We start from the raw sequence: 16,523 nt of genomic DNA, 5'->3' as shown, positions 1-16,523 counted from the left end.
CTGCCAGAAAGTCGGCCACGAAAGCGACACCAATGATGCTGATGTGACAATTGAGGCAATCAGTGCTTAACTAATCAATAGATCGCGAGGTGGCCTTCTCATACACCACCCGCCTGGACGCGGCCCCAGGGCCGTCATGCACCTTCGTAGACACCTGGAGAACCCAACGGACCCGCCATGATGCCGGTTGGACGGCAGGACCCCAGCGAAGTACCAGGGAGCCCTCCCCACCAGCCTCCGCCTGATCCCTCTCCTCCCCCACAGGGCACGGCCAGGCGGCGGCCCGCAGCGCGAGCCGCCCGGCAGGCGAACCTCGGGGCAAGGGGTTTACATCTGCGCCGCGATGGTTGACCTCAGTCTCACTTGAGGTTGCAGGGTGAACCCATGAGTCCGACGAACATCGACGCGTCCGTGAGCGAGGCGGCCGAGATCGAAGCGATCAAGCAGGTGGTCGCCACGGTCGAGCACTCCCAGAACAACGAGCTACCCGACGAGTTCGCCGACCTGTTCCGAGCCGACGCCATCTGGACGACGGGGGGAGGCAAACGTCTCTTCGGCCGCGAAGCGATCTCCGCTTTCACCCATCAAGTGCTCCCCGGCGCGATGCGGGACTCGACGGTCACCTTCGAGGTGGAACACGTGCTGTTCATCCGTCCCGACGTAGCCGCCGTCAAGGTGCTCCAGGTGTACCGGACATCGGACGGGCGGGATGTCGGCACGCCACTGTTCGTCATGTCGAAGGAGGATGGTCGGTGGCGACTGACCGCGTGCCAGAACACCGCAGTCCTCGATGGTGAGGCTTGAGCGGATCCAACGCTGACATCCGCCATTTGGCCGAGCGGCCGATCCGTAGTGCCGATTGGATCGCCGTACCTTGCGATACCGCCGACCACAACGGGGGTGCAGGGGCGAAGGCACCCCGCACCCGGGTGAAGGTCGCCCCCCGCACAGCCAGGAACAAGCGAAGGCGCGTCCACCCCAGACCTGAAGGCACCAGGAGTCGGCTCCTCCATGCCCCAATCGGGCCAATGGGACGAAGCCCCATAGGGGGGCAAGGGGCAAAGCCCCCAACGGGGGCAAGGAGCGGAGCCCCAACGGGGGCAAGGGGCGAAGCCCCAACGGGGGTGCAGGGGGCGGAGCCCCCTGCCGGGGTCGTAGGGGCGGAGCCCCTACCGGGGTGGGAGGCCGTGGCCCGGAGCGAGTTCTACGAGCGCAGGGACGCGGCCTCCCGCCCCGCACCGGGGGGTGTGGGGGGTCGCCCCCCCACATATGTCAGAGCCAGCCGTTGCGGCGGAAGCCTCTGTAGAGGGAGAGGCAGGCCAGCCCGATCATGCCGAGCACCATCGGGTAGCCGAAGCGCCATTGGGTTTCGGGCATGAAGTCGAAGTTCATGCCGTAGATGCCGGCGATGGCGGTCGGGACCATGAAGATCGCGCCCCAGGCGGAGATCTTGCGCATGTCCTTGTTGTCGGCGACGGTGACCTGCGTCATGTGGGCCTGCAGTATGGGGTTGAGCAGTTCGTCGCAGGATTCGACCTGTTCGCGGACGCGGGTGAGGTGGTCTTCGACGTCCCGCAGGTACTCCTTGATCTCGGCGGGGACGAAGCGGCGGCCGCCGAGGGAGCGGAGTGGGCCGGCGAGTGGGCCGACGGCGCGCTTGAGCTGGATGACCTCGCGCTTGAGCCGGTAGATGTGCCGGGACTCGTCGGTGCGCTCGGGGGAGAAGACGGCCTCTTCGACTTCGTCGATGTCCTCCTGGACGGCGTCGGCGACGCAGACGTAGCCGTCCACGACGCGGTCGGTGATGGCGTGGAGGACGGCGGCGGGGCCGAGGGCGAGGCGGGCCGGGTCCTTTTCGAGGCGTTCGCGGACGGAGCCGAGCTCGCCGTGGGTGCCGTGCCGGACGGTCACCACGAAGTCCTGGCCACAGAAGATCATGATTTCGCCGGTTTCGACGGCTTCGGGGGCGCCGGGTTCCTTGCGCACGTACCCGACGGTCTTCATGACGAAGAAGTTGACGTCGTCGTACCGTTCGAGCTTGGGCCGCTGGTGGGCGTGGATGGCGTCCTCGACGGCGAGCGGGTGCAGACCGAAGACCTCGGCGAGTTCGGACAGTTCGAGGGCGGACGGCTCGTGCAGGCCGACCCAGACGAATCCGGCGCTGCCGTCGTCGGTGGTGGTGAGGCCGCCGTCGCGGATGAGGCGTACGGCGTCGGCGACGGTGTCGGTACAGACGCGGTGCCCGTCGATGTAGGCGGCCCAGTCGATGACGGCCGTGTCGCGGGGACGGGCGGCCTCACGCATGGCGTGGGTGCGGTTACGCGGCTTGAACAGGGACCTTGTAGCACGTCCTGGACGGACTCGTGTCATGGCCATGAGGTGTGCTCCTTACCCGCCGGCCTGGGCATGCGCTCAGAAGGGGCACATGTGACACGCGCCTCGGCGCGCTCGACCCTGCTGTCGGCTATGGACGAGGGGAGCGCGCGAAGGCCCTGGCCGGACGCCTGATGGAGGCAGACGGTTGGACGAGTTTCAGAACGGTTGGTTCCGGACTGTGAGGGGTCTCCGGCGTACTGCAAGGATCACCAGGACTCATCCCGACCACCTCCCTTCGCGGTTCGGCAACAGGACCATAAGCCGAAAGAAGCTTACCAGCCCGGCGTGCGGGCCCGGATGTGTGACGCCTGTAGCGCATCGGGGGTTCACTCAAGGCGCATGTGTCGGTGGTCACCCCGGGTGGCCCGCCGCGCGGTCACCGGCGGATAGGCTCCGGGCGTGCGAGTACTCGTCCTTGGATCCGGCGGCCGCGAGCACGCGCTCGCCCGCGCCCTGCATCGAGACCCTTCGGTCACGGCCCTGCACTGCGCGCCCGGCAATCCGGGTACGGCCGCGATCGCGGAGAACCACGCGATCGACCCTGTGGACCCCACGGCGGTGGCGGAGCTGGCGGGGCGCCTGCGGGCGGAACTGGTCGTGGTGGGCCCGGAGGCGCCGTTGATGGAGGGGGTCGCCGACACGGTGCGCCGTGCCGGGATCCCGTGCTTCGGCCCCGATGCCGAGGCGGCGCGGATCGAGGGCTCCAAGGCGTTCGCCAAGGAGGTCATGGCCGCGGCCAACGTCCCGACGGCCACGGCACGGGTGTGCGAGTCCGAGGCGGAGGTGCATGCCGCGCTGGATGAGTTCGGCCCGCCGTACGTGGTGAAGGACGACGGTCTGGCCGCGGGCAAGGGCGTGGTGGTGACCGAGGACCGCGCGGCGGCCGTGGCCCATGCCGCCGCCTGCGGACGGGTGGTCATCGAGGAGTACCTGGACGGCCCCGAGGTGTCGCTGTTCGCGCTGTGCGACGGGAACTCGGCCGTGCCGCTGCTGCCCGCGCAGGACTTCAAGCGCGCCTACGACGGCGGCGAGGGCCCCAACACCGGCGGCATGGGCGCGTACACCCCGCTGCCGTGGGCGGCGCCGGGTCTGGTGGACGAGGTCATGTCCACGGTCGTCCGGCCCGCTGTGGACGAGCTGAGGCGCCGTGAGACGCCGTACGTGGGCGTGCTGTACGCGGGTCTGGCGCTGACGGCCAAGGGCGTGCGGGTGGTGGAGTTCAACGCCCGGTTCGGGGACCCGGAGACCCAGGTCGTCCTGGACCGGCTGGCGTCCCCGCTGGGCCCGCTGCTCCAGGCGTGCGCGATCGGCGGCCTGGAGCCGGCGTTCCGCCCGTCCTGGCATGAGGGCGCCGCCGTGACGGTCGTGGTCGCGGCCGAGGGCTATCCCGCGTCCCCGGTCAAGGGGGACGTGATCGGCGGCGTGGAGGAGGCCGAGCGGGTGCCGGGGGCCTACGTCCTGCACGCGGGCACCGGGATCGACGATGAGGGGCGGCTGGTGTCCGCCGGGGGCCGTGTGCTGAACGTGGTGGGCTCGGGCACGGACGTGGCCGCCGCCCGCGCCGCCGCGTACGAGGCCGTCGGGAGGATCGAGCTGCGCGGCTCGCACCACCGCTCGGACATCGCCTTGCGGGCGGCGGCACCGGCCTGACCCGCGCGCCGCCGCGCCCCGAGGGCGGGGCGCACCGCGTCACCTGGAAGAATGTTGGGGTGATCGAGCGGTACACCCTCCCGGAGATGGGCCGCGTCTGGAGCGACGCGCACAAGTACGAGCTGTGGTGCCAGGTGGAGACCCTGGTGGTGGAGGCGCACGCCGAGGCCGGGACGATCCCGGCCGATGTCGTGGAGCCGATCCGCAAGGCGCCGCCGCCCACTCCGGAGGCGGTGCACGCGATCGAGGCGGTCACCCAGCACGACGTGATCGCGTTCCTGTCGGCGTGGGCGGACAACACCGAGCCCCGAGAGGCCGCCCGGTACGTCCACTTCGGGATGACGTCCTCCGACCTGCTCGACACGGCGCTGGCGCTGCAACTGACCGAGGCCACCGACCTCCTGCTGGCCAAGGCCGACGCGCTGGTGGCCACGCTGCGCGACCACGCCTTGGAGCACCGGGACACCCTTCGCGTGGGCCGTACGCACGGCATCCACGGCGAGCCCGATGTGTGGGGGCACCGGGTCGCCGACTTCGCGTTCGCGATGGCCCGTTCCCGCGACCGGCTGCGCCGGGCCCGCGAGGCGGTCGCCGTGATGGCGATCTCGGGCGCGGTCGGCACCTACTCCAACATCGACCCGGCGGTCGAACGGCATGTCGCCGCGAAGCTGGGGCTGAGGCCGGCGGACGTCTCCACCCAGGTGGTGATCAGGGACGGGATCAGCGAGTGGGTCTCCGCGCTGGCGATCATGGCGACGGTGTGCGAGGCGATCGCGCTGGAGGTGCGGCACGGGCAGCGCACCGAGGTCAGGGAGCTGTGGGAGCCGTTCGGCAAGGGCCAGAAGGGCTCTTCGGCCATGCCGCACAAGAAGAACCCGATCATCTCCGAGCGGCTCGCCGGGATGGCGCGGGTGGTGCGGGCGCAGGTCGTCCCGGTGATGGAGGGGATCCCGCTGTGGCACGAGCGGGACATCTCGCACTCGTCCACCGAGCGGATCACCCTGCCGGACGCGTCGATCGCGCTGGACTACATGCTCAGCCTCACCGACAGGCTGATGTCCGGGCTGGTGGTGGACGTGGACCGGATGCGGGCCAACCTGGAGTCCACCGGCGGGCTGATCTACACCTCGACGGTGCTGCTCGAACTGGTCGAGGCGGGCATGTCCCGGGACGACGAGGCGTACCCGCTCGTCCAGAAGGCGGCCATGGAGACCTGGGAGACCGGCGAGCCGTTCCGCGACACGCTCCGCAAGCACGCGGCCGAGGCGGGCCTGAGCCTGGACGAGGCGCGCCTTGACGAGGTGTGCCGCCCCGAACGGTTCGTGGAGCGCCTGACCCCCGTGTTCGAGCGCCTGGCCGCGCTCACGTGATGCCATGGAGGCCAGGCTCACCGGGCTGAACGTCTATCCCCTCAAGGGCGGCGGGGGGACGGCGCTGCGCGCGGCCGACCTGCTTCCCTCGGGGCTCCGGTACGACAGGGAGTTCATGCTCGTCAGGCCGGACGGCCGGTTCCTGTCCCAGCGCGACCTGGCGCGGATGGCGGTGCTGCGCCCGGTGTACGACGGCGAGGTCCTCACGGTGGACGTGGCCGACCCGGCGTTGGCGTTCGCGCCGCTCGTCCACAAGCCGGTGGAGCACGGGCGGGTCCTGGACGTGCGGGTGCACCGGTCGGACTGCCAGGGCGTCGATCAGGGGGACGAGGCGGCGGACTGGTTCTCCGCGCTGCTCGGCACCGACTGCCGGCTGGTGCGCTTCACGGGGGAGCGGCGGACGTCGCGCGGCGACGGGGTGGTCGCGTTCGCCGACTCCTACCCGCTGCTGGTGATCTCGGTGGAGTCCCTGGCCGACCTGAACGCGCGGATCGCCGCGAACGGGGGCGAGGGCCCGCTGCCGATGAACCGGTTCCGCCCCAACCTGGTGGTCGAGGGGCTGGGCGCGTACGGGGAGGACCGGGTCCGGGTGCTGCGGATCGGCGGCACCGTGATCGAGATGATCAAGTCGTGCGGCCGTTGCGTGGTCACGACCACCGACCAGGACAGCGGGGCGCGCGGCCGGGAGCCGCTGCGGACGCTGGCCGGTTACCGCAGGTACGACGGGGCCGTCCGGTTCGGCCAGAACGCCGTGCCGCGCGTCACCGGACCGCTGGCCGTGGGCGATCCCGTGGAGGTTTTGGAGGCGGCGGAGCCGGACCAGGGCAGCGAGGCGGGAGGTCCCGCAGCCGAACTAAATAACTCCGAAGAGTGACAAACCCGACCTCAGGGGTACGGCCCGGGAGGTGACGCGTCCCGCTCCACAACCGAAGACCTCAGCCGGACACTCTGCGACTATGCGCGACTTGCCTGGAATCGGCGAACTTACCGGCATCTTCCTCGGTCATAGAGACAGACTGGCGACAACGGCACGAGCACGGACTCCTCGCCGCCTTTCCGGTGGTTTACTTGGGGCCCGTTGCGCACTGACGCTTGGGCAACGCGGGGGGAACCGTTCCACGGCGCTCGACCCTCGTGCCCGGCCGATCCGGGAGCGGGCGGCAGGGAAGACAGCCCATTGATCTTGCAGGACCGTATCCGCGGCTATAAGGAGTCACACGGCATGAGCATGGGCCACGAGGTTCGCTACCGCGTGCGTGGAGGCAGGAAACTGCACGGCACCGTCTTCATCCAGGGGGCGAAGAACGCCGTTCTCCCGATGATCGGTGCCTCGCTGATGGCGTCCAAGGGCCGCACGGTCCTGCGCAACGTACCGATCATCGAGGACGTGCGGCGGGCGGTGGAGCTCGCCCGCGCCGTGGGCGCCAAGGCCGAGCTGCACGAGGCCGAGCGCACCCTGGTGATCGACGCCCGCTCGCTGACCAGCCCGGTGCTCCCCGCCGAGATCGCCTCCAGGTTCCGCGGGTCGTTCCTGTTCGTCCCCGCCCTGCTGCACCGGCTCGGCGAGGCCGTGATCGAGGGCGTCGGCGGCTGCAACCTGGGCAGCCGCAACCTGGACTTCCACTACAACGGCTTCAAACGGCTCGGCGCCACGGTGACGGAGCAGATGGGGGCGGGCGGCGCCGGGCAGATCCACATCAAGGCGGGCGACCTGCGCGGCGGCACGCTGTACTGCGACACCCCGTCGCACACCGGCACCGAGAACCTGATCATGGCGGCGGCGCTGGCCCGCGGCACCACGCTGATCAAGAACGCGGCGCTGGAGCCCGAGGTGCTGGACAACATCGCGTTCCTCCAGGCCGCCGGCGCCCGGATCAGCGGCGGCGGGACCGGCTTCATCACCGTCGAGGGCGTGGACGAGCTGTCGGCGGTCGAGCACACCGTGATGCCCGACCGGATCGACGCCGGCGTGTTCGTCATGGCGGCCGGCATCACCGGCGGCGAGCTCAACCTGGTCGGCGCGAACCTGGAGCACCTGGGCGTGGCCGGCGACAAGCTGGAGCAGATGGGGCTGGAGTTCCACCAGCAGGGCGCGGTCCTCCAGGTGCATCGCGACCGGCCGCTGCGCCCGATCAACGTGATCACCGACGAGTACCCCGGCTTCGCCACCGACCTCCAGTCCCCGATCATGGCGCTGTCCTGCCTGGCGGACGGCCCGTCCTACATCTACGAGCGGATCTTCGACGGCCGGTTCAAGCTGGCCGACGAGCTCACCAAGATGGGCGCGAACATCGAGGTGAACGGGAACCGGGCGAAGGTGGACGGCCCGCGCGCCCTGCACGGCGCCGAGGTGCAGGCGCACGACCTGCGCTGCGGCAGCGCGCTGGTGCTCGCCGGGCTGGCCGCCGAGGGCGAGACCACCATCACCTCCGCCTACTACCTCGACCGCGGCCACGCGCACGTCGCGGAACGCCTCTCCCAGCTCGGTGCGGAGATCACCCGCGAGGAGCTGTGACCGGCGCCGCGGCGGCTCGCGGAACGGCACCGACGGGGCGGCCTGACAGGATCGCATGACCTGACTCTGACTCCCGGGCCGGTGTCCGCGTCCGTTCGGGACGGGACACCGGCCTTTTCGGTGGCCGATGGTGGACGCCCGGATCCCGGGTGCCGCCGGCGCCATTCGGCGGGCGAGTCGCAGCCATCTCCCATGATCATGCCCATGACCTGTTAAAACGCCGGACAAGCCGCCGTCGCGGGCGGGTCGTGACCGAAAACGGCCGGATCCCTTGTGTTTCCGGCGGGTCACGGCGCCGGACGTCCGCGTTTCACCCCATCGACCAACAAAACGGGCGCCACTCCGCCCGCCGTGGCGTCGATCAGTGCCCCGTGGCCGGACCCATGGTGATTTCGGGTCTTGTTTTTGTACTTCGGACGACCGAAGATGCTGGATCAAGACTGACCGATTGGGGACAAATTACTGACTAGGGGGTCGCGTCGGTTACTTTTTCGCCGCACTCTTGATTCGACTTCGTGTCCGGGCGTCACACATCATCGCCCTGACCCGATCTGCCCACTAGGGAGCGAATCGCGGGGTTGCAGTGCAGGGTCAGAAGGCAGGGGCGAGAAGCCATGAGTCAACCTTTGGGCGGAGCGTGCGCGAACGCATGGCCGGAGCCGGCCCGCCGGCACGAGGATGGCCGGGAAGTGAGCGAACCCCGATGACCGCGACGAGGACGGGGTCGGTGACCCCCGATCTCACCATCGGCGTCGTGGGCCCGCATGACCTCGTCGAACGGGTCATGCTGATGGGACACGGCCCCACACCGGTGCCGAGCCGGCTGGTGGCGGCCGCATACCGGGACGAGCAGGAGGCGGCCGACAAGGTCGTGCGGTTGGGCTCGGGGGTGGACGTGTGCCTGTTCGCCAGCCCGGTCCCCTACGACTTCGCCCGCAAGGCCGGGGTGCTGACCATGCCGGCCACCTACGTCCCGCTGAACGGCGCCGCCCTCCAGGGCGCGCTGCTGCGGGCGTCCCTCGACGACCGGTACGACCCGGGCAGGGTGAGCATCGACGTGCTCGGCCGCGCCGAGGTCGAGGAGGCGTACGCCGAGATCAGCTTGGGCACCGAGCAGGTCCACCTGCGCGAGGAGGCGGCCGGGCCGGGCACGCTGGCGGCCTTCCACGAGCGGCTGTGGCGGCGCGGCGCCACCACGGTCGCGATGACCTGCGTCCACGCCACCGCGGAGCGGATGGAGATGGCCGGGGTGCCGACCATCAGGGTGCGGCCCACCGGAGCCGCCATCCGCAGCTCGCTCCAAACCGCCGCGCTGCTCGGCGCGCACCACAGGCTGGAGGAGTCGCAGCTGGTGGTCGTCCTGGTGGACGTGCCGACGCTGCGCGAGACCCCGCGCCGGGTCACCCCCCGCTACTGGCGGGACGAGCTGAAGCTGGCGCTGCACCGGGTGCTGCTCCAGGAGGCGCACCGGATGAACGCCTCGGTGTGGCCACTGGACGATCACAGCTACCTGGTCATCGCCACCCGAGGCTCGGTCACCGCCAGCACCGAGGGCTTCCGCACGCCGCCGTTCGTGGAACGGGTGCGCGAGGAGCTGGGCCTGGCGATCGAGGTCGGCATCGGGATGGGACGGACCGCGCACGAGGCGGAGACCCATGCCCGCGCGGCGCTGGCCCGTTCGCAGAGCTCCCAGCGCGCCCAGGGCTTCGCGCTCGACCGCGACGGCCGCGCCCTCGTGCCGGCGCCGCGCACGCCGCCGCGCGCACAGCCACAGGCCAAGCCGAAGGGGCTGGAGATCCTCGCCCGGCTGGCCGACAAGCTGGGCGACCAGGAGCAACCGCTGATCGTGGACGCGGAGAACGCGGGCAAGATGCTCGGCGTCACCCCGCGTACGGCGCGCAGGCTGCTGCGCACCCTGGTGGAGGAGGGCCTGGCCTGGCCGCTGCCGCCGAACCGCACCCCGCAGCCGGGCCGCCCGCGCCAGCTCTACCGGCTGATCGTGGAGAAGCTGGGCCCCAAGACGAGCACCTGATCCCCTGTCGCCGGGGGCCGGGTGCGGTCGTGGTGGCCGCACGCCTGCGTGAAGCCCGCCTGCCCGCACAGGTTGCCCGTACAGGTGGAGGACGCCGCGTCCCGCGCCCCCGCCGCGATCATCTATCCGGCCCGTTCCGGTGCGGGAAGGACCTGGCCACGGCCAGGAACGCCGCGTTCTCCTCGGGCGAGCCGATGGAGACGCGGACGCCCTCCCCGGCGAACGGCCGGACGCTGACGCCCTGGGCGTCGCAGGCGGCGGAGAACTCCATGGTCCGCTCGCCCAGGCGCAGCCAGACGAAGTTGGCCTCGGACGGTGGCACCGTCCAGCCGTCCGAGAGCAGCGCGTCGCGGACCCGCTCGCGCTCCTTCACCGTGCTCTCCACCCGTTCCAGCAGCTCGTCCGTGGCCGCCAGGGACGCGATCGCCGCGGCCTGCGCGATCGTGTTCACGGTGAACGGCAGGTAGGTCTTGCGGACGGCCTCGGCGACCCGCGGGTGGGCGACCATGAAGCCGGTGCGCAGCCCCGCCAGCCCGTAAGCCTTGGAGAACGTGCGCAGGATCGCCAGGTTGGGCCGGTCCGGGTAGAGGTCCAGGCCGTCCGGGACCTCGGCGTCGCGGATGTACTCGCGGTACGCCTCGTCCAGCACCACCAGGCAGTCGGCGGGGACCCGGTCCAGGAACGCCTCCAGCTCGGCCCGCCGCACCACCGTGCCGGTCGGGTTGTTGGGGTTGCAGACGAAGATCAGCCGCGTCCGTTCGGTGACGGCCTCGGCCATCGCGGCCAGATCATGCGTCTCGCCGGTCAGCGGGACCTGCACGGGCGTCGCCCCGGACAGCGCCACCAGCAGCGGGTACGCCTCGAACGACCGCCACGCGTACAGCACCTCGGCACCGGGCTCGGCGGCGGCCTCCAGCAGCATCTGCGTCACGCCGACGGAGCCGCACCCCACCGCGATGTGGTCGGCGGGCACCTTGTGGTGGTCCGCGATCGCCTCCACCAGCGCCGTGCAGCCGTTGTCCGGGTAGCGGTTCACGCGCAGCGCGGCATCGGCGATGGCCGACAGAACGGACGGAAGCGGGCCGTCCGGGGACTCGTTCGAGGACAGTTTGAACGACTTCCCCTCCGGCGACACCACGGTTCTACCGGGACGGTAGGGCTGGAACCGGTCGAGCACAGAGCGGAAATGGGGGGTGGGTGCCTCGGACACCGTTGTCCTCCTCGGTCGTACAGGCGCGGGGGTTTCAACCGCGTCCGCCCAGCCTACGACCCGTTCTTGGACGGCGGCGCGGCGCCGTGGCGCATCATCCAGCACACGGTGACGATGCGCACGAACTCCCAGTCGCGTGCGTCGCCGGGCCACCAGCCCCGCCGGAACGCGGCCTCGGCGAAGTCGTGCAGGTACGTCATGAGCGCGTCCGGACTCGGATGGGATCCGCCCGGGCCGACGAGCAGATCGCGGACCGCCGCCGCATGCTGGTCGACGGCCGCGGCCAGCGCCGGAGAACCGGCCATTTCCGCGATTCCGGCATCTCCGATATCGCGGACCAGAAAGCCGAGTTCCTCCGACAAATCACCATCCATAGGCCCCACGCTAGCAATCCCGGCGCGATGCCATGTCACCTGGCCTGACCAGGTCAGGGACGCGGCCGCAGCATCGGCGGGCGCAATTGCTCGGCGTCGCCGCGCCGGTAGAGCTGCGCGGGCCGCCCGCCGTCCCGGGTCGTGGTCCGTCCCGTCGGAATCAGGAACCGGTCCGCTCCCGTGACCTTCCGATGGAAATTCCGCGGATCCAGCCCGGTGCCCCACACGATCTCGTACACCCGCCGCAGCTCCGCCACCGTGAACTCGGGCGGGCAGAACGCGGCGGCCAGCGAGGTGTACTCCAGCTTGGCCCTGGCCCGTTCCACGCCGTCGCACAGGATCCTGCGGTGATCGAAGGCGGCCCGGTCCCGCCACTTCAGATCGTCCACCGCCGTCCACAGCACCTGCGCGCGGCTCGACGCCGGCAGATCGGGCGCCAGCCCCAGGTAGGCCACGCTCACCACCCGCTGGCGCGGATCGCGGTCGGGATACCCGTACGTGGCGAGCTGCTCCAGATGGATCCGCACGTCCGCCAGCCCCGCCCGTTCCGCCATCAGCCTCGCCGCGGCGGCGGGCAGGTCCTCGTCGAGCTGGATGAACCCGCCGGGCAACGACCAGCATCCGTCGTACGGCGCGCGGTCCCGCCGCCACATCAGCGCGCACAACCGCTGCTCCCGCACCGTGAGCACGACGAGATCAACGGTGACGGCGAGCCGTGGCACGGACATGTCTCCAGCCTATTGGGAGGACCGTCCACTTCGGGCTGACCTCCAGAGTGATAGGGCGGGAGCGGTGGGCATGTGCCGAGGCTGTGCCCAGGGCGCGTGGACGGCGCATAGGAATGCCCCTGGTCCGGCTTCCGCCGGGCCCGGGGCATTCGGGTGTTGGGGTCAGTCGTTGTCGGGGGTGGCGGTAGGGGTGGCGGTAGGGGTCGCGGCGGGGACCGCGGGGACGGTGCCGTTGGTGGTCTGGGCCTGGGGGCCGTTCAGGTTGTTGAGGAGGGTGCGGGCCAGTCCAAGGCCCGTGCCGCCCAGGGTGAGGGCCTTGGCGAGCATCTCCTCCATGCCTTCGGCGCCGTTGAGGACGACCATGTTGTCGACGTTGCCGAAGACACCGGCGCCGGCCTCGACGATCTGCGGCCAGTTCTCGGCGAGCTGCTGGGCGATGACGGCCTCCTGGTTCTCGGCCAGCGCCTGGGCGCGGGCCTTGATCGCCTCGGCCTCGGCCAGGCCCTTGCGGCGGATGGCCTCGGCCTCGGCCTCACCGATCAGCCGGATGGCCTCGGACTCGCGCTGCGCCTTGAGCTGCACCTCGGTGGCCGCGGCCTGGGCGTAGGCGATCCGCTCCTCACGCTCGGCCTCGGCCAGCTTGACCTGCTCGTACGCCTTGGCGTCGGCGGGCTTGCGGACCTGGCTCTCCAACTGCTTCTCGGTGCGCTCGGCCTCCAGCTCGGCGTTGCGGGTCTCGCGCAGGATGACCTCCTGGCGGGCCTGCTGCTCGGCCTGCTTGACCTGACCGGCGTACTCGGCCTTCTTGATCTCGGTGTCGCGGACGACCTCGGCCTTCTGACGCTCGGTCTCCTGCTCGCGCTGCGTGGCCTCCTGGTCGCGCTCCGCCTCGGCGATACGGGCGGCGGCGGCGACCCGGGCGGCGTGCGGGCGGCCCAGGTTGGTGATGTAGCCGGTGTCGTCCTCGATGCCCTGGATCTGCAGCGAGTCGACGATCAGGCCCAGCTTGCTCATCTCGTCGGCGGCCGAGCCACGGGTCTCGCTGGTCAGCCGCTCCCGGTTGAGGATCAGGTCCTCGACGGTGAGGTTGCCGATGATGGAGCGCAGGTGGCCGGTGAACAGCTCGTGGATGGCGCCGTCCATGGACTTCTGCTGCTCCAGGAAGCGGCGGGCGGCGTTGGCGATGGAACGGAAGTCGTCGCCCACCTTGTAGATCACCACGCCCCGGACGTGGACGGGGATCCCCTGCTGGGTGACGCAGTTGACCTCGAGGTTGGCGGCGCGGCTGTCCAGCCGCAGCCGGCGGGCGGTCTGGAAGCCGGGCAGCACCAGCGTGCCCTTACCGGTGACGATCTTGAAGCCGAGGCTGTCGACCCCGTCGATCGGCTTGGAGCGCGCGCCGAGACCGGAGATGATCAGAGCCTCGTTGGGCTCGGCCACCCGCCACACCATCTTGAACAGAATGATCAATACCACCAGGCCGACCGCGGCGGCGGCCACGACCATGACAACGGGCATACAGCCCTCCCTCACGTCCAGAGCGGGAATCGGTCTCTCTGAGACGCGAGAAACGGTCGCTTGGTTCGGAACCACACGATACGGGCATCGGCCGGAACCGGCCGACGCCCGTTGTCAGCCCAGCGCCTGCGCCACGTAGACGGTACGGGGCGGGTGGTACTCGACCACCACCACGATGGTCCCGGGGCTGAACTCCTCGCGCGGGTTCACCGGATGGGCGTAGAACGCCTCCACACCGCCGCGGACAGGGATCATGACCTCCCCGACCAGCCCCGGGCCGATCTTGCCGGTCACCCGGCCCTCCTTGCCGATCAAGGGCTCCCCCGCTCGCTCACGGTCGCTCACTCGGTAGGGGAACGTTACTCGGTCCACGGGACCGCCCGCGAGTGGTGATCGCTCAGGGCAGGATGCGCCGCGCCTGGGCGTCGGCCTGCCGGGCCAGTTGCTCGGCCTCGGCACGGGTGGCCCTGGGGCCGACCAGGCTGATCGTGGCGACGTAGCGGCGCCCGCGCAGCACCACGTACCAGGACTTCAGGGTCGAGCCCCCGCTGGAGGTGGTGATGCCGACCGTACGGGAGCCGTCGCCGATCTGGCCCGGTGGCGGCTGCACCACCCGGTGGTCGGCCCACTGCCCGCCGACCTTGGTCCTGAACGTCTCGCAGCCGTCCGGGATACGGGAGTTGACGTGCTTGTCGGCGGCGTCGGCGGACATCGACATCAGGGTCTCGGTGACGCTCTGCCCGCTCCCCTTGGTGAACGAGATGATCGCCGCGGGCGCCGTCTTGTCCACCGGCGGCCCGCCGGGACGGGTCGAGCCGTAGTTGCCGCAGGCGGGCTTGTCGATGGTGACCTGGCGCTGGAGCTGGTTGAAGTTCTGGATGGCCTTGAGCGCCCCGTACTCGCCCGAGTCGGGTTCGCCGTTGCGCCGATAGCCGGGGGCCTCGGTGAGCAGCGCCTGTTCGAGCTGGTCGGAGGTGTAGGCGGTGCCGGCGAGCGCGGCACGTCCGGCGGGCTTGGGCTGCCCGGCACCGCCGCCCTCGCCCTCGTCCCCGCCACCGCCGCCGCCGCACGCCGCCGCCGTGGACGTCGCCGCCACCACCGCCAGCGCCAGCGACGTCCAGGAACGGAGCCTGTGGGATGTGAGCCTGTGCGCCATGGCAGGTGACCCTACGGCGGGCGGCGTCGGCGACACGCCGGACGACACACCCTCGCACACCTTTTGACCTGCGCGGTCAGGACGCCGCGCGCCCCGATCGCCCGTCGGAGCGGGTGTCGGCGTCGGCGCGCTCGTTGTAGGTGCCCGCGTACTCCTGGCCGGACAGCTTCTGGATCGTCTCGATGATCTCGTCGGTGATGGCGCGGCGGGCCTTGGCGGGCGGCAGGTCGCGGTAGTGGCCGAAGTCCATCGGCGGGGCGATCCGCACGGTGGGACGGGGGCCGAGCACGCGCGGCACGGACGCGCCGAGCGGCTGGATCTTGTCCGTGCCCTCGACGGCGACCGGCAGCACACGGGCGCCGGACGCCAGCACCAGCCAGCCCACGCCGGTGCGTCCCCGGTAGAGGCGGCCGTCGGGGGAACGCGTCCCCTCGGGGTAGATGGCGAAGGCGCCGCTGTTGTCGAGGATCTCCAAGCCCTGCTGCAACGCGCCCATCGCGGCCCGCTGCGCGCCACGCTTGATGGGGACGTGGCCGAGGGTGGTGAGGAACCAGCGGACGAACCACCCCTTGAGGCCCTTGCCCTCGAAGTAGTCGGCCTTGGCGATGTAGGTGACGGGGCGCGGGAGGGACAGGGGGATGATGAAGCTGTCGATGAACGACAGGTGGTTGCTGGCCACGATCAGGGGCCCGTAGCGGGGAACGTTCTCCAGGCCCTCGACCCTCGGCCGGAATAGCGCCCGCAGGATCGGGGCGACGACCCGTAGCATGAATGTGTAGAACACCCGGCCTCCAGAATTTGCCAACGCCACTGTAACCCTTGCGTCCCACCGCAACGCCGCCACCATCGCACTTTCCCGGCGCATGCCCCGAACGGAATGGCATTTCCGCAGGTCAGCACGGCTGTCCAGACGGATCTACCCGCATCGGAACACTCCGGTCGCAACGCACCGACATTGGACCATCGATCCAATCGGACGCCATTTCTTACCCAAAAGTAGGTTTCCCGTCGGTAGCATTGCGGGCCGGATTCCGGCGGTCCCGCGCACGCCCCGCCACGAAGATCGGTTAACGTCGAGGAGGTGGAGGGCGGCCACGCGCCTTCGCCCGCGGACTTGGATTGCGGGCACGAGTGCGCGATCCTGGGGCGGCACAGGGCCGGGGTCGCGGGTGCTCATGCTCGGGACGGGAGGTTGCCCATGGACTTCGACGCATCGCTGCTGCGCCAGGACCGGTGCGCGGTGGTCCGGGCGCGCGGCGAGATCGACGTGGTGTCCCGGGAGCGCTTCGAGGCGGCCCTGGCCGAGGCGCTGGAGTCGGGCGGTCCCGTGATCATCGACATGCGGGAGGTCGTCTTCTGCGACTCCACCGGGCTGAACGCGCTGGTGACCGCCAACAAGCGGGCGATCGAGCAGGGCACCGCCATCGCGCTGGTCGCGGTGCCGCCCCGGGTGCGCCGGGTCTTCCGGATCACCGCGGTCGACGAGTTCATCCCCATCTACGACACGCTGCGCGAGGCCATCAACGCGCTCCCCTCCAAGACCGCCCCCTGAGAACACCACCCTGAGAAGGCCCTCCCGAGCCCGCACCCTATC

General features: G+C 70.6%; 15 protein-coding genes. 7 read left to right on the top strand and 8 right to left on the bottom strand.

What is annotated here, in order from left to right:
* The first annotated feature begins 384 nt into the window (after positions 1-384).
* A complete protein-coding gene (locus tag QSK21_RS23915; RefSeq protein ID WP_285699046.1) occupies positions 385-804 on the top strand; it encodes an SgcJ/EcaC family oxidoreductase in 420 nt (139 codons plus the stop codon).
* A gap of 468 nt (positions 805-1,272) precedes the next feature.
* Here QSK21_RS23915 and QSK21_RS23910 read toward each other — a convergent pair whose 3' ends face one another.
* Entirely contained in the window at positions 1,273-2,376 is a 1,104-nt protein-coding gene (locus QSK21_RS23910; RefSeq protein ID WP_285699045.1) for a magnesium and cobalt transport protein CorA, read from the bottom strand.
* 399 nt (positions 2,377-2,775) lie between these two features.
* Between QSK21_RS23910 and purD the strand changes: the two genes are divergently transcribed.
* From purD to QSK21_RS23885, 5 genes are all read left to right on the top strand, one after another.
* On the top strand, positions 2,776-4,026 hold the full coding sequence (purD, locus tag QSK21_RS23905) for a phosphoribosylamine--glycine ligase (protein WP_285699044.1): 1,251 nt from the start codon (positions 2,776-2,778) through the stop codon (positions 4,024-4,026).
* 59 nt (positions 4,027-4,085) lie between these two features.
* On the top strand, positions 4,086-5,396 hold the full coding sequence (purB, locus tag QSK21_RS23900) for an adenylosuccinate lyase (protein WP_285699043.1): 1,311 nt from the start codon (positions 4,086-4,088) through the stop codon (positions 5,394-5,396).
* Positions 5,397-5,400: 4 nt separating this feature from the next.
* Positions 5,401-6,270, top strand: coding sequence for an MOSC domain-containing protein (locus QSK21_RS23895; protein ID WP_285699042.1), 870 nt, complete (start codon positions 5,401-5,403; stop codon positions 6,268-6,270).
* A gap of 354 nt (positions 6,271-6,624) precedes the next feature.
* On the top strand, positions 6,625-7,911 hold the full coding sequence (gene murA, locus QSK21_RS23890; protein WP_285699052.1) for a UDP-N-acetylglucosamine 1-carboxyvinyltransferase: 1,287 nt from the start codon (positions 6,625-6,627) through the stop codon (positions 7,909-7,911).
* Positions 7,912-8,614: 703 nt separating this feature from the next.
* The gene (locus QSK21_RS23885; protein ID WP_285699041.1) at positions 8,615-9,943 is read left to right on the top strand and encodes a transcriptional regulator; all 1,329 of its coding nucleotides are present in this window, start codon (positions 8,615-8,617) and stop codon (positions 9,941-9,943) included.
* A 118-nt stretch (positions 9,944-10,061) separates the two neighbouring features.
* Here the strand turns inward: QSK21_RS23885 and hisC are convergent, their stop codons facing one another.
* The 7 genes from hisC to QSK21_RS23850 form a co-directional block, all read right to left on the bottom strand.
* Positions 10,062-11,153, bottom strand: a complete 1,092-nt coding sequence (gene hisC / locus QSK21_RS23880; RefSeq protein WP_285699040.1) for a histidinol-phosphate transaminase — start codon at positions 11,151-11,153, stop codon at positions 10,062-10,064.
* A 53-nt stretch (positions 11,154-11,206) separates the two neighbouring features.
* Positions 11,207-11,527 carry a DUF6401 family natural product biosynthesis protein gene (locus QSK21_RS23875; RefSeq protein ID WP_285699039.1) on the bottom strand — a complete coding sequence of 107 codons (321 nt, stop codon included), beginning with the start codon at positions 11,525-11,527 and terminating at the stop codon, positions 11,207-11,209.
* A gap of 53 nt (positions 11,528-11,580) precedes the next feature.
* Positions 11,581-12,255, bottom strand: coding sequence for an NUDIX hydrolase (locus QSK21_RS23870; protein ID WP_285699038.1), 675 nt, complete (start codon positions 12,253-12,255; stop codon positions 11,581-11,583).
* A 162-nt stretch (positions 12,256-12,417) separates the two neighbouring features.
* A complete protein-coding gene (locus tag QSK21_RS23865) occupies positions 12,418-13,773 on the bottom strand; it encodes a flotillin family protein (protein WP_285699037.1) in 1,356 nt (451 codons plus the stop codon).
* A 114-nt stretch (positions 13,774-13,887) separates the two neighbouring features.
* The gene (locus QSK21_RS23860) at positions 13,888-14,067 is read right to left on the bottom strand and encodes an NfeD C-terminal domain-containing protein (RefSeq protein ID WP_285699036.1); all 180 of its coding nucleotides are present in this window, start codon (positions 14,065-14,067) and stop codon (positions 13,888-13,890) included.
* A gap of 103 nt (positions 14,068-14,170) precedes the next feature.
* Positions 14,171-14,929, bottom strand: a complete 759-nt coding sequence (locus QSK21_RS23855) for a hypothetical protein (protein WP_285699035.1) — start codon at positions 14,927-14,929, stop codon at positions 14,171-14,173.
* A gap of 76 nt (positions 14,930-15,005) precedes the next feature.
* Positions 15,006-15,713 carry a lysophospholipid acyltransferase family protein gene (locus QSK21_RS23850; RefSeq protein ID WP_285699034.1) on the bottom strand — a complete coding sequence of 236 codons (708 nt, stop codon included), beginning with the start codon at positions 15,711-15,713 and terminating at the stop codon, positions 15,006-15,008.
* Between the two features lie 414 nt (positions 15,714-16,127).
* Between QSK21_RS23850 and QSK21_RS23845 the strand changes: the two genes are divergently transcribed.
* Positions 16,128-16,481, top strand: coding sequence for an STAS domain-containing protein (locus QSK21_RS23845; protein WP_285699032.1), 354 nt, complete (start codon positions 16,128-16,130; stop codon positions 16,479-16,481).
* Positions 16,482-16,523: the final 42 nt, after the last annotated feature.

Origin of the sequence: Actinomadura sp. NBRC 104412, assembly GCF_030269515.1 — a bacterium.
In the GTDB taxonomy this organism is placed as follows: domain Bacteria; phylum Actinomycetota; class Actinomycetes; order Streptosporangiales; family Streptosporangiaceae; genus Spirillospora.
This window is presented reverse-complemented; position numbering and strand designations above follow the sequence as displayed.